The organism is Shewanella sp. 10N.286.51.B8 (genome assembly GCF_041469325.1).
Lineage (GTDB): Bacteria > Pseudomonadota > Gammaproteobacteria > Enterobacterales > Shewanellaceae > Shewanella.
In genome coordinates, this window is record NZ_JBFRKG010000007.1 from 241,379 (window position 1) to 263,408 (window position 22,030).

At 41.3% G+C, this 22,030-nt stretch carries 17 protein-coding genes and 7 tRNA genes; 23 read left to right on the forward strand and 1 reads right to left on the reverse strand.

Features of this window, described 5'->3' with window-relative positions; translation table 11 throughout:
• Positions 1-22 precede the first annotated feature (22 nt).
• The 8 genes from ftsB (at position 23) to rpoS (ending at position 6,154) form a co-directional block, all read left to right on the forward strand.
• A complete protein-coding gene (gene ftsB, locus AB4160_RS03815) occupies positions 23-325 on the forward strand; it encodes a cell division protein FtsB (RefSeq protein WP_102438074.1) in 303 nt (100 codons plus the stop codon).
• Between the two features lie 6 nt (positions 326-331).
• On the forward strand, positions 332-1,048 hold the full coding sequence (gene ispD, locus AB4160_RS03820; protein ID WP_372003658.1) for a 2-C-methyl-D-erythritol 4-phosphate cytidylyltransferase: 717 nt from the start codon (positions 332-334) through the stop codon (positions 1,046-1,048).
• A 14-nt stretch (positions 1,049-1,062) separates the two neighbouring features.
• Positions 1,063-1,542, forward strand: coding sequence for a 2-C-methyl-D-erythritol 2,4-cyclodiphosphate synthase (ispF, locus tag AB4160_RS03825; RefSeq protein ID WP_372003666.1), 480 nt, complete (start codon positions 1,063-1,065; stop codon positions 1,540-1,542).
• Between the two features lie 104 nt (positions 1,543-1,646).
• On the forward strand, positions 1,647-2,765 hold the full coding sequence (truD, locus tag AB4160_RS03830) for a tRNA pseudouridine(13) synthase TruD (RefSeq protein ID WP_372003659.1): 1,119 nt from the start codon (positions 1,647-1,649) through the stop codon (positions 2,763-2,765).
• Positions 2,766-2,768: 3 nt separating this feature from the next.
• On the forward strand, positions 2,769-3,518 hold the full coding sequence (surE, locus tag AB4160_RS03835; RefSeq protein ID WP_371999914.1) for a 5'/3'-nucleotidase SurE: 750 nt from the start codon (positions 2,769-2,771) through the stop codon (positions 3,516-3,518).
• Positions 3,515-4,150, forward strand: a complete 636-nt coding sequence (locus AB4160_RS03840) for a protein-L-isoaspartate(D-aspartate) O-methyltransferase (protein ID WP_102438082.1) — start codon at positions 3,515-3,517, stop codon at positions 4,148-4,150. The genes surE and AB4160_RS03840 overlap by 4 nt, the downstream gene beginning before the upstream one ends.
• 41 nt (positions 4,151-4,191) lie before the next feature.
• Positions 4,192-5,097: a peptidoglycan DD-metalloendopeptidase family protein gene (locus AB4160_RS03845; protein ID WP_372003660.1), complete on the forward strand. Its 906-nt coding sequence runs from the start codon at positions 4,192-4,194 to the stop codon at positions 5,095-5,097.
• A gap of 76 nt (positions 5,098-5,173) precedes the next feature.
• Positions 5,174-6,154 (forward strand): RNA polymerase sigma factor RpoS, encoded by a 981-nt coding sequence (gene rpoS / locus AB4160_RS03850; protein ID WP_102477190.1) that lies wholly within the window; start codon positions 5,174-5,176, stop codon positions 6,152-6,154.
• A 577-nt stretch (positions 6,155-6,731) separates the two neighbouring features.
• Here rpoS and mutS read toward each other — a convergent pair.
• The gene (gene mutS / locus AB4160_RS03855) at positions 6,732-9,311 is read right to left on the reverse strand and encodes a DNA mismatch repair protein MutS (protein WP_102438088.1); all 2,580 of its coding nucleotides are present in this window, start codon (positions 9,309-9,311) and stop codon (positions 6,732-6,734) included.
• 422 nt (positions 9,312-9,733) lie between these two features.
• Here mutS and recA point away from each other — a divergent pair, with 422 nt between their 5' ends.
• The 15 genes from recA to AB4160_RS03930 all read left to right on the forward strand — a co-directional run bounded on the left by recA (position 9,734) and on the right by AB4160_RS03930 (position 22,019).
• Positions 9,734-10,798, forward strand: coding sequence for a recombinase RecA (gene recA / locus AB4160_RS03860; protein ID WP_076542998.1), 1,065 nt, complete (start codon positions 9,734-9,736; stop codon positions 10,796-10,798).
• A 411-nt stretch (positions 10,799-11,209) separates the two neighbouring features.
• The gene (alaS, locus tag AB4160_RS03865) at positions 11,210-13,834 is read left to right on the forward strand and encodes an alanine--tRNA ligase (protein ID WP_372003661.1); all 2,625 of its coding nucleotides are present in this window, start codon (positions 11,210-11,212) and stop codon (positions 13,832-13,834) included.
• Positions 13,835-14,249: 415 nt separating this feature from the next.
• The gene (csrA, locus tag AB4160_RS03870; RefSeq protein WP_076542996.1) at positions 14,250-14,453 is read left to right on the forward strand and encodes a carbon storage regulator CsrA; all 204 of its coding nucleotides are present in this window, start codon (positions 14,250-14,252) and stop codon (positions 14,451-14,453) included.
• Positions 14,454-14,680: 227 nt separating this feature from the next.
• Positions 14,681-14,772: transfer RNA gene (locus tag AB4160_RS03875), tRNA-Ser, on the forward strand.
• A gap of 21 nt (positions 14,773-14,793) precedes the next feature.
• A tRNA-Arg gene (locus tag AB4160_RS03880) sits at positions 14,794-14,870 on the forward strand.
• Between the two features lie 32 nt (positions 14,871-14,902).
• A tRNA-Arg gene (locus AB4160_RS03885) sits at positions 14,903-14,979 on the forward strand.
• Between the two features lie 33 nt (positions 14,980-15,012).
• Positions 15,013-15,089, forward strand: a tRNA-Arg gene (locus AB4160_RS03890).
• Positions 15,090-15,110: 21 nt separating this feature from the next.
• Positions 15,111-15,187: transfer RNA gene (locus AB4160_RS03895), tRNA-Arg, on the forward strand.
• Between the two features lie 6 nt (positions 15,188-15,193).
• Positions 15,194-15,285, forward strand: a tRNA-Ser gene (locus AB4160_RS03900).
• A 69-nt stretch (positions 15,286-15,354) separates the two neighbouring features.
• Positions 15,355-15,431: transfer RNA gene (locus AB4160_RS03905), tRNA-Arg, on the forward strand.
• 760 nt (positions 15,432-16,191) lie between these two features.
• Positions 16,192-16,440, forward strand: a complete 249-nt coding sequence (locus tag AB4160_RS03910) for an OadG family protein (RefSeq protein WP_076542995.1) — start codon at positions 16,192-16,194, stop codon at positions 16,438-16,440.
• A 17-nt stretch (positions 16,441-16,457) separates the two neighbouring features.
• On the forward strand, positions 16,458-18,245 hold the full coding sequence (gene oadA / locus AB4160_RS03915; protein ID WP_102438092.1) for a sodium-extruding oxaloacetate decarboxylase subunit alpha: 1,788 nt from the start codon (positions 16,458-16,460) through the stop codon (positions 18,243-18,245).
• 8 nt (positions 18,246-18,253) lie between these two features.
• Positions 18,254-19,384, forward strand: a complete 1,131-nt coding sequence (locus tag AB4160_RS03920; RefSeq protein ID WP_102438094.1) for a sodium ion-translocating decarboxylase subunit beta — start codon at positions 18,254-18,256, stop codon at positions 19,382-19,384.
• Positions 19,385-19,522: 138 nt separating this feature from the next.
• The gene (locus tag AB4160_RS03925) at positions 19,523-20,203 is read left to right on the forward strand and encodes a TnsA endonuclease N-terminal domain-containing protein (protein ID WP_102520078.1); all 681 of its coding nucleotides are present in this window, start codon (positions 19,523-19,525) and stop codon (positions 20,201-20,203) included.
• Positions 20,196-22,019, forward strand: coding sequence for a Mu transposase C-terminal domain-containing protein (locus tag AB4160_RS03930; RefSeq protein ID WP_102520077.1), 1,824 nt, complete (start codon positions 20,196-20,198; stop codon positions 22,017-22,019). Before AB4160_RS03925 ends, AB4160_RS03930 begins: the two co-directional genes overlap by 8 nt.
• Positions 22,020-22,030: the final 11 nt, after the last annotated feature.

A 22,030-nucleotide genomic window follows, 5' to 3' on the forward strand; every position in this document is an offset into this window, starting at 1 on the left:
TTAATTTCGCCACACTAGCCCTATGAAAAGCCTATTACTATTACTTTTGATCTTAGTCGGTTTATTACAGTATCGATTATGGCTGGGCGAAAATAATTTATCCCAATATATGAATCTGAAAAAACAGATTGCCAGCCAACAAGCCAGTAACGATAAACTCATCGCTAGAAATCAAATTTTAAAAGCGGAAATTATTGATTTAAAACGCGGCACAGAAGCGATTGAAGAACGTGCTCGAAATGAGTTAGGCATGGTAAAAGAAGGTGAAACTTTTTATCGCGTCGTTGGCAACAACCCTCGAAACAATGCTACTTTTGGTCAATAACATCCTATGAACGTTGAGAATCAATCTGTTATCGCGATTGTCCCTGCTGCCGGTATTGGTGCAAGGATGGGGGCGACTATTCCTAAGCAGTATTTAACTTTAGGTGAGCAAAGTATCTTGGCTCACACGTTAGATAGCTTAATTACTCATAAGCAAATCCAGCAAGTTATCGTAGCGCTGCACCCAGAAGACACCTTTTTTGCGACTTTATCTCAAGCTAGTCATCCTAAAGTTAAAACGGTTATAGGTGGTCAAGAACGTGCTGATTCAGTATTGCGTGCTTTAGTGTCGATTGACAATGAAACCACTGAGTCTAATTGGGCATTAGTCCACGATGCCGCTAGACCATGCTTAACAGAAGCTGATATAGATAAATTACTCCGTTCACGCGCAGAATATCCTCAAGGGGCTATTTTAGCCATGCCGGTGCGAGACACCATGAAGCGCAGTACCAACTCAACTAATCTTATTAGTGAAACAGTATCTCGTGACCACCTTTGGCATGCATTAACGCCGCAACTGTTTCCCTGTAAAAGCTTACAGCAACACTTAAGTGATGCACTTAAGCAAGGTGTGCAAATTACCGATGAAGCCAGTGCCATGGAGTGGGCAGGTGTTAACCCAGGTTTAGTCACTGGCCGCGCAGACAATATTAAAGTCACTCACCCTGATGACTTGCAGTTAGCAGCGCTGTTTTTATCCCACATAAATTCTCAAAAATAACGGTTATTATTATGTTGAATATACGCATTGGTCACGGTTTTGATGTACATAAATTTGGTGGCGATAAGCCGCTGATCCTTGGTGGTATTACTGTGCCATACGAAACAGGCTTAATTGCTCACTCTGATGGTGATGTAGTACTACATGCAGTAAGTGATGCCATTCTGGGTGCCATGGCATTAGGGGATATAGGTAAACACTTTCCTGATACCGATGCTGAGTTTGAAGGTGCGGATAGTAGAGTATTATTACGCCATTGTTTTTCTTTGGCTCAAGCTAAGCAGTTTAAAATCGGCAACCTAGATGTCACTGTTATCGCACAAGTGCCAAAAATGTTGCCACACATCGAAGCGATTAGACAATGTCTTGCTGACGACCTAAACACAGCTGTTGATAATATAAATGTGAAAGCTACCACCACCGAAAAACTGGGTTTTACCGGTCGAAAAGAAGGTATTGCAGTAGAATCAGTCGTCCTTATGGTGCGAGATTAATACTGATAACTGACGTTATTAGTCAGATTAGTCACCTTAACGATACTAGCTAGTAAATGCGTTATATAGCTGAAATTACATCATACGTTCATTTGAGAAAAAACATGACTTCGTTACATTATTTATTAGGTAAACCTGACTGCACAGCAGATCTACGTACAGTGAACAGTGACTTTATCGTTAAAGAAATGCTGCCTTTTAGCCCAACAGGCGAAGGTGAGCATCATATGATCCATGTTCGTAAAGATGGCTTAAATACTACTCAAGTGGCTGAGATTTTAGCTAAGTTTGCCAAAGTGCATCAAAAAGAAGTGACTTATGCAGGCCAAAAAGACAGAAATGCCGTTACTGAACAATGGTTTGGTGTACGTATCCCAGGTAAAGAAACCCCAGATTGGCAATCACTGTCTGATGAGCACTTAACCATCTTATCAAGCCAACGCCATAGTAAAAAACTGCGTATTGGCGCACTGCTGGGTAATCGGTTCGAGCTGACCTTACGAAATGTTTCCGATAAAGCCGCGCTGGAACGACGCATCATTAAAGTGGCTGAAATGGGCGTGCCTAACTATTTTGGGGAGCAGCGCTTTGGCCATAAAGGTAAAAACTTAATTTTTGGTCAGCAAATGCTCGCGGGTAAAAAAGTTAAAGATAGAAAAAAACGCAGTATGTATTTATCTGCAGTGCGTTCTAATGTCTTTAATACCGCAGTGTCATATCGCTTGAGTAAAAATGGTGTAGACCCCATCAATGGTGATTGTGTCATGTTAGCGGGTAGTAAAAGCTTTTTTGTTGCTGATAACTGGGATGAAAACACGCTTAAGCGTTTAATTGATAATGACATTCAGTTGTCTGCGCCATTGTGGGGCAGAGGCGAACTCCCCACTCAAGGGCTTGCATCAGTAGTTGAACAAGCTGCATTAGCTGAGTTAAGCACCGATTTAACCGGGCTTGAGCAAGCGGGTTTAGAGCAAGAACGTCGACCATTATTATTAAAGCCTCAAGCGCTAAAATACCGGTTTGAAAATGATGATGTGTTAGTCATCGAGTTTATTTTACCAGCAGGTAGCTATGCGACCTCAGTATTGCGTGAGCTACTGGATTATCAAGATGTTCAAGAAGTGCAGCGACAACAAATGGTGGCAATGCAGCAGCAAGAGCAAGCGCAGCAATTTGCAAATAGCGTTACAAATGACGCAACTAAAAGCACTCTAGAAGGTTAAGTGATGATTAACATATTGGTCAGCAATGATGACGGCGTTACAGCTCCAGGGATCAAAGCCCTAGCGGCAGAGTTAACCAAAATTGCTAATGTGTTAGTCGTGGCGCCTGATAGGAATTGTTCAGCAGCCAGTAATTCTTTGACCTTGACTAATCCATTAAGAATTAATAACTTAGAAAATGGCGCTATTGCTGTCAATGGCACACCGTCAGATTGTGTCCATTTAGCCATTAGAGAATTATGTCCAGTAGAGCCTGATATTGTGGTGTCAGGCATTAATGCTGGGGCGAATATGGGTGATGATACCCTGTACTCAGGTACGGTAGCCGCAGCAATGGAAGGACGCTTTTTAGGCCTACCTGCGATAGCGGTATCATTAGTGGGCAAAGAATTACGTCATTACGATAGTTCAGCAATCTATGCCGCTAAAATAGTGCAAGGTTTACTTGAGCACCCTATTAATAACGATCAAATATTAAATGTAAATGTGCCCGATTTACCGCTAGAACAAATCAAAGGCATGAGAATTACTCGCTTAGGCTCAAGACATAAAGCTGAAGGCATGATCAAAACTCAAGATCCTGCAGGAAGAGATATATATTGGCTTGGGCCTCCGGGCAAAGAACAAGATGCTAGCGCTGATACAGACTTTGGTACAGTTGAACAAGGTTATGTTTCAATTACTCCGCTAACGGTCGACTTAACTGCGTATGATCAGCTTGCTGACTTAGAAAACTGGATTAATAAACTATGAGCCAGGTAGCTTCAACTGTTGCCCTTAATTTAGCCAAAAAACTGCATGAAGCAGGGATCCGTAATCACACTGTGTTGCAGGCGGTATCAAATACCCCAAGGGAGTTATTTCTCGATGGGGCATTAGCCCATAAAGCTTACGAGAATACCGCTTTACCTATTGGGCAAGGCCAAACTATCTCTCAGCCTTATATTGTCGCTAGAATGACGGAGTTATTACTACAACATAACCCTGCTAGAGTGCTTGAAATTGGTACTGGTTCAGGTTACCAGGCAGCGATTTTAGCGCAACTGGTACCTCAGCTTTGCACAATTGAGCGGATCAAGGCGCTACAAATTCAAGCGAGACAACGTTTAAAGCGCTTAGATTTACATAATGTGTCTTTTAAATATGGTGACGGTTGGAAAGGTTGGACCAATAAAGGCCCATTTGATGCCATTATGGTAACAGCAGCTGCAGCATCGGTACCTGAAGCATTATTGGCGCAACTGGCTGAAGACGGCGTGCTAGTGATCCCTGTTGGCGAAGACTCGCAGCAGTTATTAAAAATCACTCGTAAACAAAATGAGTTTCAATCACAAATTATCGAAGCGGTTAAGTTTGTACCGTTAATCAATGGCGACTTAGCTTAACAGTGATGCAAGGGCGATATTTCAAAAGTATGATGGAGACAATGTTGAAGTGTCGTAATTGGCCTTGGGTTACAATTTTACTGCTGTTTATTTCAGGGTGTAGCTTTCAAGCTCACAACCCTGCACCCGTTACGAGTATTTCGAGTAATGCTGGTCAAAAATTTAATAAAGGCTCTATTACCTCTGGCAGTTACAAGGTAAAACGCGGTGATACTCTTTACTCAATTTCATGGGGCGCTGGGCAAGATTTTAATAAAATCGCTCAATATAATGGCTTAAAAGCACCTTATACCATCTATCCAGGACAAACATTAAAACTCACCAAGCCACAGCGCACTAAGCCTGCAGCCAAGCCTGCACCAAAACCGGTCGCTGTAGCGAACACCAAGTCAAAGCCTGCTAATAAAACGGTTGCAAAACAAACTTCAGCACAAAAAAAGCCAGCGACAACGACAAATCAAAATAGTACAAAAAAAGAGCTTGATCACAAAGCTAAGCCTGCGTATTCTGTAAAAACTACCCAAGACAAAACGGTTCAAATAGCGAAAAAATCTGTTTCAACCTTGCCAGATAAAGTAAGTCAGTGGAACTGGCCGACAAAAGGTAAGATTGTAGGTTACTTCTCTAGTACTCAGCAGGGCAATCAAGGCATAAAAATCGCTGGTTCCAGAGGCGATATTATCAAGGTTGCAGCTGATGGAAGAGTTGTTTATGCAGGTAATGCACTTCGGGGCTATGGCAATTTGGTCATTATTAAACACAATGATGATTATTTAAGTGCTTATGCTCATGCAGATGCAATATTGGTCAAAGAAAAGCAATATGTAAATGCTGGACAGACAGTTGCGAAAATGGGTAGTACAGGGACTAATCAGGTGATGTTGCATTTTGAAATTCGTCTCCATGGTAAGTCAGTAAACCCATTAAATTATTTACCTAAACGTTAACTGTTTAGTTCACATTAAAACGGAGGATACGCGCACGAAAATAACTTAATTTTTATCCGGTTTGGGAGAGCACCATATGAGCCAGAAACAAAATACTGCGGTTGCAGAAGAGCTTATGGATTTAGCTAAACAACCACAAGAGATTGCGCTGAAGGAGGCAAAAAATGCCAAGCCAGCACAGCAATCCGACATTGACCAACAAGTTCAAGATGATCTTCAGAAGAATCTTGACGCCACTCAACTATATTTAGGTGAGATCGGTTTTTCCCCTTTGCTTAGTGCAGAAGAAGAAGTCTTCTTTTCACGTAAAGCACTCAAAGGCTGCGAGAAGTCTCGTAACCGCATGATAGAAAGTAATCTAAGATTGGTCGTAAAAATTGCCAGAAGGTATAACAACCGAGGATTAGCATTACTGGATCTTATCGAAGAAGGTAATCTAGGGCTTATTCGAGCAGTCGAAAAGTTTGATCCGGAAAGAGGGTTTCGTTTTTCAACCTACGCGACTTGGTGGATTAGACAAACCATCGAAAGAGCGATCATGAATCAAACTCGGACCATTCGTTTGCCTATTCATGTGGTTAAAGAGCTTAATGTATACTTGCGAACGGCAAGACAGCTTGCGCAAAAACTTGATCATGAGCCGACGGCAGAAGAAATCGCAGACAAATTAGATGTCTCTACTAGCGATGTCAGTCGAATGCTAAAACTAAACGAAAAAATCACCTCTGTAGATACCCCACTAGGCGGGGATAACGATAAAGCATTGTTAGATGTTATTGCAGATGATGATTCAGTTGGACCAGATTATAAAGTACAGGATGAAGACTTATCTAATTCAATTGTCGGTTGGTTAAATGAGCTAAATACTAAGCAAAGAGAAGTATTAGCACGACGTTTTGGTTTATTAGGTTATGAACCATCGACGTTAGAAAACGTAGGGGCTGAAATTGGCTTAACACGGGAACGTGTGCGTCAAATTCAAGTCGAAGCGTTAAAGCGTTTGAAAGATGTATTAGGGGCACAAGGCCTATCAGTCGAAGCGTTATTTAGAAATTAACGCCAACCTTTTAAGCGATTAATTTACGCTTAGGGTTATTTACCTTTGAGGACACGAGTTGTCCTTTTTTGTTGGCTTTTTTTTACTCACTTTTATAGAGCCTGAGCATTATGATAGTTAATGAAGCTAGGTTCTAAGTATTAGTTATGAGTACTTAATCATTATAATTGTAATGAATGGGCCGTGATAAACAGCCCATTCAGATTTTACACTGAGCACAATTGCGCTCATCATTTACAAGTTTGATAGCCTTTTTAGTCCATAAAGCATATCAATTGCTTGTTTAGAGCAGTAATCATCAGGATTGACTTTAGGTTCTAAGTGTTAGTTAAGGGGACTAATTATTGTAATGAATGGGCCGTGATAAACAGCCCATTCAGATTTTACACTGAGCACAATTGCGCTCATCATTTACAAGTTTGATAGCCTTTTTAGTTCATAAAGCATATCAATTGCTTGTTTAGATCAGTAATCATCAGGATTGACTTTAGGTTCTAAGTGTTAGTTAAATTGTAGTGAATGGGCTGTGATAAACAGCCCATTCAGATGTTACACTGAGCACAATTGCGCTCATCACTTACAAGTTTGATAGCCTTTTTAGTTCATAAAGCATATCAAGTGCTTGTTTAGGGCTGTAATCATCAGGATTGATTTGACTGAGTTTTTCAGTCGCAGCATTCGCTTCAGCTTCAGGGATAGATAAATTTAATGCTTCTTGAATTGGCATTTGCTGGCTATTGGCCAAATCTCTACTTTCTAGCATATGCAGTTTTTGTTTAGCCGCTTTGATCACATGGGCTGGAACACCCGCTAAAGAGGCCACCTGTAAACCATAGCTCTTACTTGCCGCGCCATCTTGCACTGCATGCATAAAGGCAATAGTGTCACCATGTTCGATAGCATCTAAGTGCACATTCGCTGCTGATGGGATCTGTTCCGGCAATTGAGTCAGTTCAAAGTAATGGGTGGCAAATAGCGTTAATGCCGCCACTTTTTCGGCTAAGTATTCTGCCGCTGACCAGGCTAAAGATAAACCATCATAGGTTGAGGTGCCGCGGCCAATTTCATCCATTAACACTAAACTTTTGGCCGTTGCGTTATGTAAAATATTGGCGGTTTCAGTCATTTCTACCATGAAGGTTGAGCGCCCTGATGCTAAATCATCGGAAGCACCAATACGGGTAAATATTCTATCTATTGGACCTATCACTGCTTTTTGTGCCGGAACAAAGCTGCCGATATGTGCCATTAAGGTGATTAATGCCACTTGGCGCATGTAAGTCGATTTACCGCCCATATTAGGGCCAGTAACCACTAGCATTCTTCTTGAAGGTGCTAATTGCACCGGGTTGGCAATGAATGGACTTTGGCTGACTAGCTCAACTACCGGATGGCGACCAGCTTCAATATGTATACCAATCTCGTGAGTGATTTGCGGGCAATTATAGCCAAGGGTTTCAGCTCGTTCGGCGAAATTACTTAATACATCCAACTCTGCTGCGGACTGAGCAAATAGCTGTAACTCATGTAGTTTCGGTAGTAATAAATCAAACAGTTCTTCCCATAGTTTTTTCTCAATGGCCAACGCCTTGCCCTGACTTGAAAGTACTTTTTCTTCGTACTCTTTAAGTTCTGGGGTGATATAACGTTCAGTATTTTTTAAGGTTTGACGGCGTTGATAGCTTAACGGCACTTGATCAGATTGTAGGCGGCTGACTTCAATATAATAACCGTGCACACGGTTATAGCCGACTTTAAGGGAATTAATGCCTGTTTGCTCTTTTTCTCGCAGCTCCATTTGCACTAAATAGTCATTAGCGCCTTCACTTAAACCGCGCCACTCATCAAGCTCGGCGTTATAGCCAGTTTTAATGACTCCACCATCACGAATAAGCATGGGTGGATTATCAACAATCGCTGAGGCTAAAAGCTGTTGCTGCTCAGGGAACTCTCCCAGTTTTCGCGCCAGAGTCTTCAGTTCATCTTGCTGACAATGGCTTAAGGTTTGCTGGATTTCAGGCAGCAATTCTAATGCTTGGCGTAAACGGGCAAAATCACGTGGTCGTGCACTTCTTATGGCAAGCCTTGCCATAATGCGCTCGATATCACCTAAAGCTTTCAGTTGTTGGTGTAAGTCGGCATACAAACCGCTATCAATTAGCTCGGCAACCGCTTGTTGGCGCTGATGAATATGCTGCTGGTTTCTTAATGGTTGGTGGATCCAGCGTTGCAGCATTCGACTGCCCATAGGTGTTGCCGTCTTATCTAGCACCCAAGCAAGTGTATTGTCACGCTGGCCCGACAGGTTCAAAGTTAATTCAAGGTTGCGTCTGGTCGCAGCATCTAAAATGATAGTATCAGCTTGATTAAAAAGGGTAATGCTATTGATGTGCGGCAAAGCTGTCTTTTGGGTGTCTTTGACATATTGCATTAAGCAGCCAGCAGCTTGCAGTGATAAGCGAGCATCTGTAATGCCAAAGCCATGTAAATCTTTCGTGCCAAATTGCTCCAGCAATAGCTGTATGCTGGTATCGTAATCAAATTCCCATTCTGGGCGGCGACGAATACCTTTAATGTTTTCAATTAAATGCACATCGACTAAGTCTTCGCTGTAAAGTAGCTCTGCAGGGCTGGTGCGTTGTAATTCAGCTTCTAATGTCTCAGCGTTTTCTAATTCGACTACCACGAAACGCCCTGATGACACATCTAAAGTTGAGTAGCCGAAACCATTTTTACCTTGATAAACCGCAGCTAACAGATTGTCTTGACGCTCTTGCAGTAAGGCTTCATCAGTTAAGGTGCCAGGCGTTACTATACGGACAACTTTGCGCTCAACCGGACCTTTACTTGTAGCAGGATCGCCAATTTGTTCACAAATAGCTGCTGATTGACCAATTTGGACTAATTTAGCCAAATAGCCTTCAACAGAGTGGTAGGGAATACCTGCCATAGGGATGGCATTACCACCACTTTTGCCTCTAGCGGTCAACGAAATTCCTAAAAATTCAGAAGCAAGTTTGGCATCTTCATAAAATAATTCATAAAAATCTCCCATACGATAAAACAACAACATATCGGGATGCTGCGCTTTAAGCGTCAAATATTGGCGCATCATCGGAGTGTGCTTTTCTAAATTTGGATTTTCAATTGCTGTCATTAATTTGTTGCTCTAAATATGGCTTGGGGATCGGAAAAAAGACCAATACTAATCGGCGCTCATCTTAGCAATAATTGATTTGAATCCCAATAGAGTTACTCATTTAGCGCGGTTCTGAACTGCTATTATCGAGTTGAAAGAGTATAACTATTGGCTTATTTGTCAGATGGTTAACATATTGAAACCACTGTATACAGTAGTCTTTATATACAGTGGTGTAGAAGTTTTAATTATATTTTTACTTATAAGGTATTGATATTGATATTGAAAAACCTTGTTTATTAGTGGTTTTGCAATTTTTTTTTGAGTAACTATTGATACTGTATGATTATACAGTATACTGAGCTCATATTAAGAAACAGACAAATTTATTCGTTATCAATCTCGCCAATGAGATGAGTTCGCTTAGAGGGATAATCACAATGAAAGCAGATCCAAATAAAGAGAAAGCACTGAATGCCGTGTTAGGTCAAATTGAGAAGCAATTTGGTAAAGGTTCAATCATGAAGTTGGGCGCAGACCGCACAATGGATGTTGAAACCATTTCTACTGGCTCACTTTCATTGGATGTTGCCTTGGGTGCTGGTGGTTTACCTATGGGGCGAATCGTAGAAATCTACGGTCCTGAGTCATCAGGTAAAACAACCTTAACCTTAGAAGTGATTGCAGCAGCACAGCGTCAAGGTAAAACCTGTGCGTTTATCGATGCTGAGCATGCTCTTGATCCTATCTATGCTAAAAACCTTGGTGTTGATATTGATAACCTACTTTGTTCGCAACCAGATACGGGTGAACAAGCACTAGAGATTTGTGATGCCTTAACTCGCTCTGGCGCCGTTGATGTGATCATTGTCGATTCAGTGGCGGCATTAACACCAAAAGCTGAAATTGAAGGTGAAATTGGTGACTCACACATGGGCCTTGCTGCTCGTATGATGAGCCAAGCAATGCGTAAACTTGCTGGTAACCTTAAGCAATCAAACACGCTATTGATTTTCATTAACCAAATTCGTATGAAAATTGGTGTGATGTTCGGTAACCCAGAAACTACAACAGGTGGTAATGCACTTAAGTTTTACGCCTCAGTGCGTTTGGATATTCGCCGTACAGGTGCAATCAAAGATGGCGATCAGGTGGTTGGTAACGAAACCCGAGTTAAAGTGGTTAAAAACAAAATTGCAGCGCCATTTAGGCAAGCTGAATTCCAAATCTTGTACGGTAAGGGTATTAACCGTACTGGTGAGCTAGTTGATTTAGGTGTGGCGCATAAGCTTGTTGAAAAAGCTGGTGCTTGGTATAGCTACAAAGGCGGCAAGATTGGTCAAGGCCGTGCAAATGCCGGTAAGTACCTAATTGAAAACCCTGCTGCGGCTGAAGAGATCGAAACTGCATTACGTGAATTATTGCTTAGTAAAGATAAAGAAAAAGATGCCGCCCCTGCTAAACCCGATGAAAACATCGATTTAGAAACCGGTGAAGTGTTTTAAGCCTTTGCTAGGTATTAGTAGTTAGAATTATTAAATCGCGGTGAGCTATATGCTCGCCGCTTTTTTTTATCCAATTTTGCTCAGTATGTAACTCATATCTGTCAGAGGCTATATTTTGCTGTTACGCTAATGAAGCTTAACAGCGCCTATCAATTAGCTTTATAGCCACTCTTGTTAGCCGTTTTGTTAGCTGTTTTAGTTGCGGTAATTTTTTGATTACCCATAAATATGGCTATATTGCACAATCAATCAAATATTCGATGATCAAAATCGTTAAATTCCAGCCTAAAATAGCCAATCTATTGCCCTAGAATGTCGCACCTATAGTTTGTTTAAGTATATAATGTTGGCAATTTAGCGCTGACTAACAGCTTCCTGATAAATACGATTTATCCATTTTAGGGCGATTTCATGTTTCAAACTACCGCAGAACTAAGAAGTGCTTTCCTAGAGTTTTTTCGTCACAACGAACATCAAGTTGTCGATAGTAGCTCTTTAGTACCTCACAATGACCCAACTTTACTATTCACCAATGCCGGTATGAATCAGTTTAAAGACTGTTTTTTAGGTCAAGAAAAGCGTAGCTATACCCGAGCGACAACATCGCAACGCTGTGTACGTGCTGGTGGTAAACATAACGACCTTGATAATGTAGGTTACACCGCTCGTCACCATACCTTCTTTGAAATGTTAGGTAACTTCAGTTTTGGTGATTACTTCAAAGAAGAAGCCATTAGCTATGCATGGCGCTTTTTAACTGAAACATTAAAGCTTCCAACCGAGCGTTTATGCGTCACCATCTATGAAACTGATGATGAAGCGTTTGATATCTGGACTAACAAAATTGGTGTCGCCCCTGAAAATATTATCCGCATTGGTGATAATAAAGGTGCACCTTATGCGTCTGATAACTTCTGGCAAATGGGTGACACAGGTCCTTGTGGCCCATGTTCTGAAATATTTTATGATCATGGCGAGCATATCTGGGGCGGTCGCCCTGGTACTCCAGAAGAAGATGGCGATCGTTTCATTGAAATCTGGAATATCGTATTCATGCAATACAACCGTCAAGCTGACGGCGAAATGAAGCCATTACCAAAACCTTCTGTTGATACTGGTATGGGTATTGAGCGTATTGCTGCGATTATGCAAGGCGTACATTCAAACTATGAAATCGATATTTTCAAACAGCTTATTGCTAAAACGGCTGAAATCATTGGTGTCCAAGATTTAGAAAATAAATCTTTACGGGTTATTGCCGATCATATTCGCTCTTGTGCATTTTTAATTGCTGACGGTGTAATGCCGTCAAATGAAGGCCGCGGCTATGTACTACGCCGTATTATTCGCCGCGCAGTGCGTCATGGTAACAAGCTTGGCGCGACAGATACCTTCTTCTACAAATTAGTGCCAACATTAATTGAAGTGATGGGCGATGCAGCTAAAGGCCTTGTTGATGCTAAAGCAATTGTTGAAAAGTCTTTAAAAGCCGAAGAAGAGCAGTTTGCTAGAACGCTAGAGCGTGGCCTAGGTATTTTAGATGCAGCCCTTAATGCACTTGAAGCTAATATTTTAGATGGTGAAACAGCATTTAAACTTTATGACACCTATGGCTTCCCTGTCGACTTAACCGCGGATGTATGTCGTGAGCGTGATATCACCGTTGATGAAGCAGGATTTGAAGCGGCAATGGCTGAGCAGCGCAGCCGAGCTCAAGCGGCTGGCAATTTTGGCACTGATTACAATGCAGGCCTTAAAATTGAAGGTGAAACCGAGTTTTGCGGTTATAGCGAGCTAAATGGTCAAGGTAAAATTACAGCTATATATGTAGAAGGTAATGCAGTTGATTCATTAACGGCAGATCAAGAAGCGGTCATTGTATTAGATAATACGCCGTTTTACGCTGAGTCTGGCGGTCAAGTTGGCGACAAAGGCCATTTAACAGTTAATGATGCTAATTTTGCTGTGACCGATACTCAAATTTTTGGTCAAGCTTTCGGTCATCAAGGCAAGTTAGTTGCTGGTGTTTTAAATGTTGGTGATAGCGTTAGCGCTGAAGTCGATAAAAAACTTCGTCATCGTACTCAGCTTAACCATTCAGTGACCCATTTATTACATGCAGCACTACGTAATGTACTGGGTAGCCATGTAAATCAAAAAGGGTCATTAGTTAACCCTGAGCGTTTACGTTTTGACTTTGCTCACTTTGAAGCGGTCACCGCAGCAGAACTTAAGCAAGTTGAAGAAATGGTTAATACTCAAATTCGTCGTAACCATGAATTAAAAACTGCGGTTATGGGGATTGATGAAGCCAAAGAGCAGGGCGCAATGGCGTTGTTTGGCGAAAAGTATGACAGCGAAGTGCGTGTGGTTACCATGGGTGACTTCTCTATCGAGCTTTGTGGTGGTACTCATGTTGGCCGTACTGGTGATATTGGTTTATTCAAAATCACTTCAGAAGGTGGTATTGCAGCAGGTATTCGCCGTATTGAAGCGGTAACGGGTGCCGCAGCAATGGCTTATGTTGCTGAGCAGCAATCTCAACTTGAACAAGCGGCAAGTTTGCTTAAGTCAGATTCAGCCTCTGTTGTAGCGAAATTAAAAGCACAGCTTGATAAAGTAAAATCCCTTGAGAAAGAAATGTCGCAGCTAAAAGATAAGTTAGCTGCAGCAGCCAGTGCCGATATTGCTGGTGAAGCTGTTGAGATGAACGGCATCAAGGTATTAGTTAAAAAGCTTGAAGGTGTGGACCCTAAATCTTTACGAGGCTTGCAAGATGAGCTGAAGCAAAAGTTACCGTCATCAATTATCGTGCTCGGTATTGCTGGCGATGCAAAGGTTAACTTGATTGCTGGTGTGAGCAAAGATCTTGTCGGTAAGGTTAAAGCTGGTGAACTTGTGGCTATGGTAGCACAGCAGGTTGGCGGTAAAGGTGGTGGGCGCCCTGATATGGCCCAAGCTGGCGGAACACAACCAGAGAACTTAGATGCAGCATTAGCCTTAGTTCAACCATGGCTCAGCGAACGTTTAGGCTAACTGACAACTTAAGCCATAAGGTGTTTACGGCATTTTATGGCTTGAGTATTAGGTTGAGCTTTGAGATAGTGGTTCGGCAAGCTTATAAAGCATTCTTAGGTATCATTTTTTACGCTTTTTTGACTCAAGCTACTATAATTCTAAATTGAAGCAACTTTTATGCTTTTTTTGTACGCATAAGCAGCAATTTATTAAATTACCTGTTTTGCTTTTGTTTAAAGAATAGCCTTTAAATGTTATCAACTTGAAATAATCAGGCCGCAGGAATACGTTTTTTCTTTTTTTTGGGGTAAAAAGCTTAAAAGTTTTATTGATTTAGTGTCGTCACTAATGATTTGTATTAAGCTAACATTATTAAACGCGCATATTACGGATAGAAGCTGGTGTATGCTGATTGGACTAAAGGAGCAATCGAATGCTGATTTTGACTCGCCGTGTTGGCGAAACATTAATGATAGGTGATGAAGTGACTGTTACTGTACTAGGTGTAAAAGGTAACCAAGTACGTATCGGTGTGAATGCACCTAAAGAAGTATCAGTTCATCGCGAAGAAATTTATCAACGTATCCAGTCTGAAAAATCTGGCAACGTTACACCTGAAGATGGTGGCAATTTCTGATATATCAGACATTGTTTGCGATTTACCAATAAAGCCAGCGAAAGCTGGCTTTATTGTTTTTAGACTATTTAAGATTGTTTGCTAAAAAAAATACAAATTTTTTTAAATGAATTGATGATAATTGTGGCTTAACTCATCAATGTGCTCAAAAACAGTTCAAATGAATATAAGATGCTGAAAAAGGTTTGACTTATTTTCGGCAAACAGTAATATGTGCGCCAAGAAACGGAGAGGTGGCCGAGTGGCCGAAGGCGCTCCCCTGCTAAGGGAGTATGGGCTTTAACTCCCATCGAGGGTTCGAATCCCTCCCTCTCCGCCATTTCTTAAAATAGTAAACGATGCGGATGTAGCTCAGCTGGATAGAGTACCTGGCTACGAACCAGGCGGTCGGAGGTTCGAATCCTCCCATCCGCACCATTTTCTATTGTTGTGTTTAAATTTTTTAATGAGCGGATGTAGCTCAGCTGGATAGAGTACCTGGCTACGAACCAGGCGGTCGGAGGTTCGAATCCTCCCATCCGCACCATTAAATAATTTAAAAGCTGTAAATTTTATATATGCGGATGTAGCTCAGCTGGATAGAGTACCTGGCTACGAACCAGGCGGTCGGAGGTTCGAATCCTCCCATCCGCACCATATAAAATAGTACCTAATTATGCGGATGTAGCTCAGCTGGATAGAGTACCTGGCTACGAACCAGGCGGTCGGAGGTTCGAATCCTCCCATCCGCACCATAATTCGGAGAGGTGGCCGAGTGGCCGAAGGCGCTCCCCTGCTAAGGGAGTATGGGCTTTAACTCCCATCGAGGGTTCGAATCCCTCCCTCTCCGCCATTATTTGCATATTTTAAATATGCAACTAAGCTCAATTAGCACTGAGTAAAGATTGGCAGTAAAAATTTTGCGGATGTAGCTCAGCTGGATAGAGTACCTGGCTACGAACCAGGCGGTCGGAGGTTCGAATCCTCCCATCCGCACCAGTATTAGAAAAAGCCCTGTAGTTATCTACAGGGCTTTTTTTATGCCTAAAATCCAGTCAGTCATATTAAAGTGACTTTAAGTTTTCCTGCCAATATACCTACTTCACACTCACTCAAATGTCGCTAACCTGCTTTAGATCTTAAGTCGAAATGAACTACATCAAAATTTGGATAAATCCTTCAGTCATGCTGGTTAGTACGTTCACTCTAGTTGATTAATTGTACTTAGCTTGGTTAATTAGTTTTGTATGCTTTTATTTTAATTACAGCTTGATGATGAGCCATAAATTACAAAAACCACTACATATTTATGCTAAATAGAGCATCTGCACATTTTTGGTGAATATAGCTGTTCTTATTTCTGATATCTCTTTTTATATAGATCTTGTCATGACCTTATCATTTTCCTGATAAAGTAATCAAAAATGAAGATTCTTCATTATATGTGAGCTATTTTTATCGAATTATCATCAAGGTGGGCTTAATCTTATTAATTTTGGTCTGACCAATTTACAAGGTGTTGGATTAATTGTTATAGATTGGTTATATTTTTCGTCGATAATAAATCACAGGGTAGTTTAATCGCTGAACTGGTGGATTTTAATGGAATAAAAACAGCTTATGCTGAATGAATAATTATTCCTTTTGTTGATGCCGCATCGTTTTGGTGCAATTTATTCAGCAGACGTTATTGACGTGTAAACATTGGAACTGATCCTGTGGGCAATTTTTAATTGCACATAATGACAAGAGAGGGTTTATGACATCATCAATATCCGAGCAATTATTGGATGCCTTGGGCATGATGATAATGGGGATGAGCTTAGTTTTTATATTTTTAAGCATATTAATTATCGGCATTAATCTTGTAGCTAGATTATGTCAGTCAGACATTCAGCCTGTTGTTGCTAATGCGCCTACACCTGTACCCGCAGCTGCGACATCAATTGATCCTAAGTTAATAGCAGCTATCACTTCTGCTATTCACCAGTATCGTGCCAAAGATTAAATCGTTTAGGAGTTATCATGAGCAAGCCTTTAGCGTTAACAGATGTAGTATTACGAGACGCCCATCAATCTATTTTAGCCACGCGCTTACGTTTAGACGATATGTTACCTATTGCACCTTTACTGGATAAAATTGGTTTTTGGTCTTTAGAGTCTTGGGGCGGTGCTACGTTTGATTCTTGTATTCGTTATTTAGGCGAAGACCCTTGGGATCGTATCAGAGAGCTGAAAAAGGCGATGCCAAATACACCACAGCAAATGCTATTGCGTGGTCAGAATTTATTAGGCTATCGTCATTACGCCGATGATGTGGTGACCCGCTTTGTTGAGCGTGCCCATACCAATGGTGTTGATGTTTTCAGAATTTTCGATGCCATGAATGATGTGCGTAACTTAGAAACTGCGGTTAAAGCAGTTAAGCAAGTCGGCGGTCATGCACAAGGTACGATTTCATTTACTAGTAGCCCAGTTCATAACGTGGATACTTGGGTTGATATGGCTAAAAACCTTGAAGACATGGGCTGTGACTCACTGTGCATCAAGGATATGGCAGGCTTACTTAAGCCAATGCAAGCTTATGACCTTATCAGCCGTTTAAAATCTCAAACTGACTTAACCGTTTCTATGCATTGTCATGCTACAACGGGTTTAAGTACTGCAACCTATCAAAAAGCCATTGAGGCTGGTGTTGATATTCTTGATACCGCGATTTCAACCATGAGCCAAACCTATGGCCATTCAGCTACTGAAACATTAGTTGCTATGGCAGAAGACTCGGGCCGCGCCACGGGTTACGACATGGCAGCATTAGAAGAAATTGCCGCTTACTTTAGAGAAGTACGTAAGAAATATGCCCGTTTTGAAGGGGCGCTTAAAGGCATTGATTCACGTATTCTTCGTGCACAAGTGCCAGGTGGCATGTTAACTAACATGGAAAACCAGCTCAAAGAGCAGGGCGCTGCAGATAAAATGGATGAGGTGTTAGAAGAGATCCCTCGTGTGCGTGAAGATCTTGGCTTTTTGCCATTGGTTACACCAACCTCGCAAATTGTCGGCACCCAGTCAGTGATTAATGTCTTAATGGGCGAGCGTTATAAAACCTTAGCTAAAGAAACCGAAGGTGTACTGAAAGGCGAATACGGTGCAACGCCGGCTCCGGTTAATGCCGAGCTGCAAGCACGGGTATTAAATGGCGCAGAGGCTATTACTTGTCGCCCTGCAGATTTAATTGAACCTGAATTAGATAAGCTTCGCAGCGAGCTTGCTGACATCGCTAAGAAAGACGGTATTACATTAGCCGCAGAAACTGATGATGATGTAATGACCTATGCCCTATTTAATCAAATTGGTCTTAAGTTCCTGACTAATCGCGGTAACCCTGATGCCTTTGAGCCAGTGCCAAGTGCTGATGATATGGCCGTGCCTGCGGCTAAAGCTGAAAAAGGCGCTGAAACCTACACTGTTAATGTGCAAGGACAAAGCTTTGTGGTTGAGGTAAGCGAAGGAGGCGATATCAGCCAGATCGTGCCGACATCAGCAGCACCTGCTGCCGTTGCTCCAACTGTTGCTGCTGCACCTGTGAGCGATGAAGTGAAAGCCACCATGAATGCACCGCTGTCGGGTAATATTTTTAAAGTATTGGTAAACGATGGCGATCACGTCAATGAAGGTGATGTGGTGTTAATCCTTGAAGCAATGAAAATGGAAACTGAAGTGCGCGCAGCAATAACAGGTTTCATCAAAAATATTTCAGTTAAGCAAGGTGATGCCGTTTCGGTTGGTTCACCATTGTTAGCATTAGCGTAGGAGATAGCATGGAAGGATTACTGGCCTTTTGGTCTGAGACAGGCATTGCTAACTTCGCTCTTGATCAATTATTTATGATGGCAATAGGCGGTTTATTACTGTATCTCGCAATAGCAAAAGGCTTCGAGCCATTACTATTATTGCCTATTGGGTTTGGTGCCATACTGGCGAATATTCCAAATGCGGGTTTCACTGAAGAAGGCGGCTTACTTTGGTACGCCTACCATGTGGGCATTGAGACCGGCATATTTCCATTACTGATTTTCATGGGCGTGGGGGCATTAACCGATTTTGGTGCATTAATCGCTAACCCAAAAACCTTATTGTTGGGCGCTGCAGCCCAATTCGGGATATTTGCGACTTTATTAGGTGCAATTGCTCTTAATGTGGTGCCGGGTTTTGAGTTCAGCATGACTGACGCCGCAGCCATTGCGATTATTGGTGGTGCAGATGGTCCAACTGCGATTTTCTTAGCCTCAAAACTAGCCCCTGATTTATTAGGTGCGATTGCTGTTGCAGCTTATTCATACATGGCATTAGTGCCGTTAATTCAGCCGCCAATTATGCGTCTATTAACCAATGAGTCAGAGCGTAGCATCAAAATGGAGCAGCTACGTGAAGTCAGTAAGAAAGAGAAAATTATCTTTCCCTTGATGGTTGTCGGTCTAACGATTTTGTTCCTACCAGCGGCGTCGCCTTTAGTGGGCATGTTCTGTTTAGGTAACTTAATGCGTGAGTCTGGCGTGGTTGATAGACTATCTTCTACCGCGCAAAACGAGCTTATCAATATTGTGACTATCTTTTTAGGTTTAGCTGTAGGCTCTAAATTACAGGCAGAACAGTTCTTACGCATTGAAACCTTGGGTATTCTTATTTTAGGTGCCGTGGCATTTAGTATTGGTACTGCTTCAGGGGTATTAATGGCGAAGTTCATGTCTAAGCTATCTGGTGGCAAAGTTAACCCATTGATTGGCGCAGCAGGAGTTTCTGCAGTGCCGATGGCGGCGCGCGTTGTTAACAAGGTAGGTCTTGAAGCTAATAACCAAAACTTCTTGCTGATGCATGCTATGGGGCCAAACGTGGCTGGTGTATTAGGTAGTGCTGTTGCTGCAGGTGTACTACTTGCGGTATTAGGCTAACCAGAGTTGTGTCGATACAACCATAAAGTGATATTTATGACCATAAATTGATATTTTATCCAACTATAACTTGATATTGCCTCTTTTTTAACCATACTTGAGTAAGTTTACTACATATGATTAAAGAGGCAACATTTTGTGAAAGCGTGCTTATCCTCTCCAGAAGTTGTAAATGAAGCGCTTAAAAGTGCTTTTTATGAACCCGCCAGAAATTTAACTAAGTCCCGTGGAAAAAACATACACAGGTATGTAAGTACTAAGAGCGGGCAAAGGATTTCAGTTGAATCTACATTAGAGTTCGATGCCTGCTTTCATTTTGACTTTGATAAAAGTATCAGAAGGTTTTGTTCTCAACCGATAAGATACAATTATCTTTTAGATGGAAAAAAACGAACCTATGTTCCAGACTTTCTTGCTGAATTTAATGCTGGAGAGTTTGTCCTCTTTGAGGTGAAGACAAATTCAGAAACTGACTCCGAAAGTTTTAAACGCGAATTTGAAGCAAAAAAGCGTGCTGCTGAACAACTTGGGATTCCGTTGGAGTTACTGAAGGAGTCAGAAATAAGAGATACTCAGCTTCTTAAGAATCTTAAGCTTCTTCATCGTTATGCGTCACGAGATGATTTAACTCATTATCAACAAGCCATTCTTTCTATTCTAAGTGATTTTGGTTCTCAAAATGTAGAGTCGTTAATGCATAAAATCGGCATGAATCGTGTGGGCATAATGCCTATGGTGTGTGACCTTTTAGCTAGGTGTCTCCTTGACGCTGACTTGGAGATGCCATTAACCAATCAGACGGTATTAAATTATGCCTAAGACATCTATAGCTCGGTTCAATCCTCAAAACTCAGGAGCGTGCTCAAAAGATGATGATTTTTCTTTATTTCAAGAGATTAACGAAGAAATCGGTGGTAAAACTTACAAAGATTTTACAGCGTTTAGTGATGAGATTGCAGATGAAGCAAGGTTTCGATTAAAACTATTAAAGCTGGTAAGTCAAAGATGTGACAATATCACAACCAAAACAATTGAGCCCCTTAGGGTTGAATTACAAAGGGAAAGTGATAAAAAAATTCCGAGTGCAATCACTATTTATCGTTGGTGGCTTAAATTTAAAAAATCAGATTATGACCCAGTTTCTTTAGCTCCTAATATCAAGAAGCGCGGTAACAGAGATATAAAGGTGTCAACGATCGTTTCAGAGTTTATGGATCAAGCTATTGACGCTGTTATTTCAGCGAAACAGATCAGCATTGTTGCAGCATTACGTAGAGTCAGGAAAAAAATCCGAGTATATAACTTATCTCACGAAACAAGTTTAAAATATCCCAACTATGAATCGATCCGTAAGCGGGTTCATAAAATTACTCCTTTTGAAAAGCTTGTTGCGCTGAAGGGGGAGCGAGTGGCGAAACGTGAGTTTCGTCGAATGGGCAAGAAAATTTTAACTTCATATGTAATGGAGAGAGTTGAAATAGATCACACGGTGCTTGATCTTTTTGTTATCCATGATGATAGTGGTGCTCCTATTGGACGCCCATATTTAACTCAACTAGTTGATTGTTATAGCAAAGCTGTGGTGGGATTTTATTTGGGGTTTGAACCGCCAAGTTACGTATCAGTTGCATTAGCATTGAAAAATACCATTTTATCAAAAGACGAGTTACTTTCTCGATTTCCTGAGGTAAAAAATGAATGGCTTTGTTACGGTATTCCAGACTTGGTGGTAACTGATAACGGAAAAGAGTTTCTCTCCGATGGATTTGCAAAAGCTTGTGAAAGTTTGCTTATAAACATTCATCAAAATAAAGTTGAAACCCCTGACAACAAACCTTCAGTTGAACGTCAGTTTGGTACGAGTAATACATCTTTACTTGATGATCTTCCTGGGAAAGCTTTTAGTAGTTACTTGAAACGTGAAGGCTATGACTCAGTCAGTGAAGCAAGCTTAACTATAAAAGATATTACAAGAATCTATTTGATTTGGTTAATTGATATTTATCATAAAAAACCGAATTCACGAGGAACAAACTGTCCAAATGTAGCTTGGAGACGAGGCTGCAAAATGTGGGGGCCGAACGAATTTAAAGGTACACCACAGGAGCTTGATTTTAGATTTGCTAAGTTTGATAGAAAAACGCTCCGAAAAGAAGGTATCACTGTTTGCACAGGGCTCACATATAGCAGTGAAAGACTTGCTGAATATCGAGGCAAGAAAGGCGATCATAAAGTGAATTTAAAATATAACCCCGAAAATATGGGGGTTATTTGGGTTCAAGATGAAGATAATGAAGAATATTTTGAAGTACCTGCAATAGAGTACGAATATGCTTGTAAGGTATCCTATTGGCAACATAAGAAAAACCTTGAGATAAAAGCCAACCTTAATCGAGTTGAATATGATATAAATGATGAAATTGATGCCGAATTAACGATTGAAAAAATTGTAGATGATTCAATTTTTAAAAAGAAGACAGCCCTTAGGAGTAAACGACGTGGAGCTCGCTACCAAGAGAATTCGGCCCGAGCCAAATCAGTACAAAAAGCTGAAGTAGCACTTCCCAATAAGGATCGAAGTGTCAACAATACGGATAATATTGATAGCTCTGACTGGGATGTTGATTATGTGTAGCAGGGGGAGGT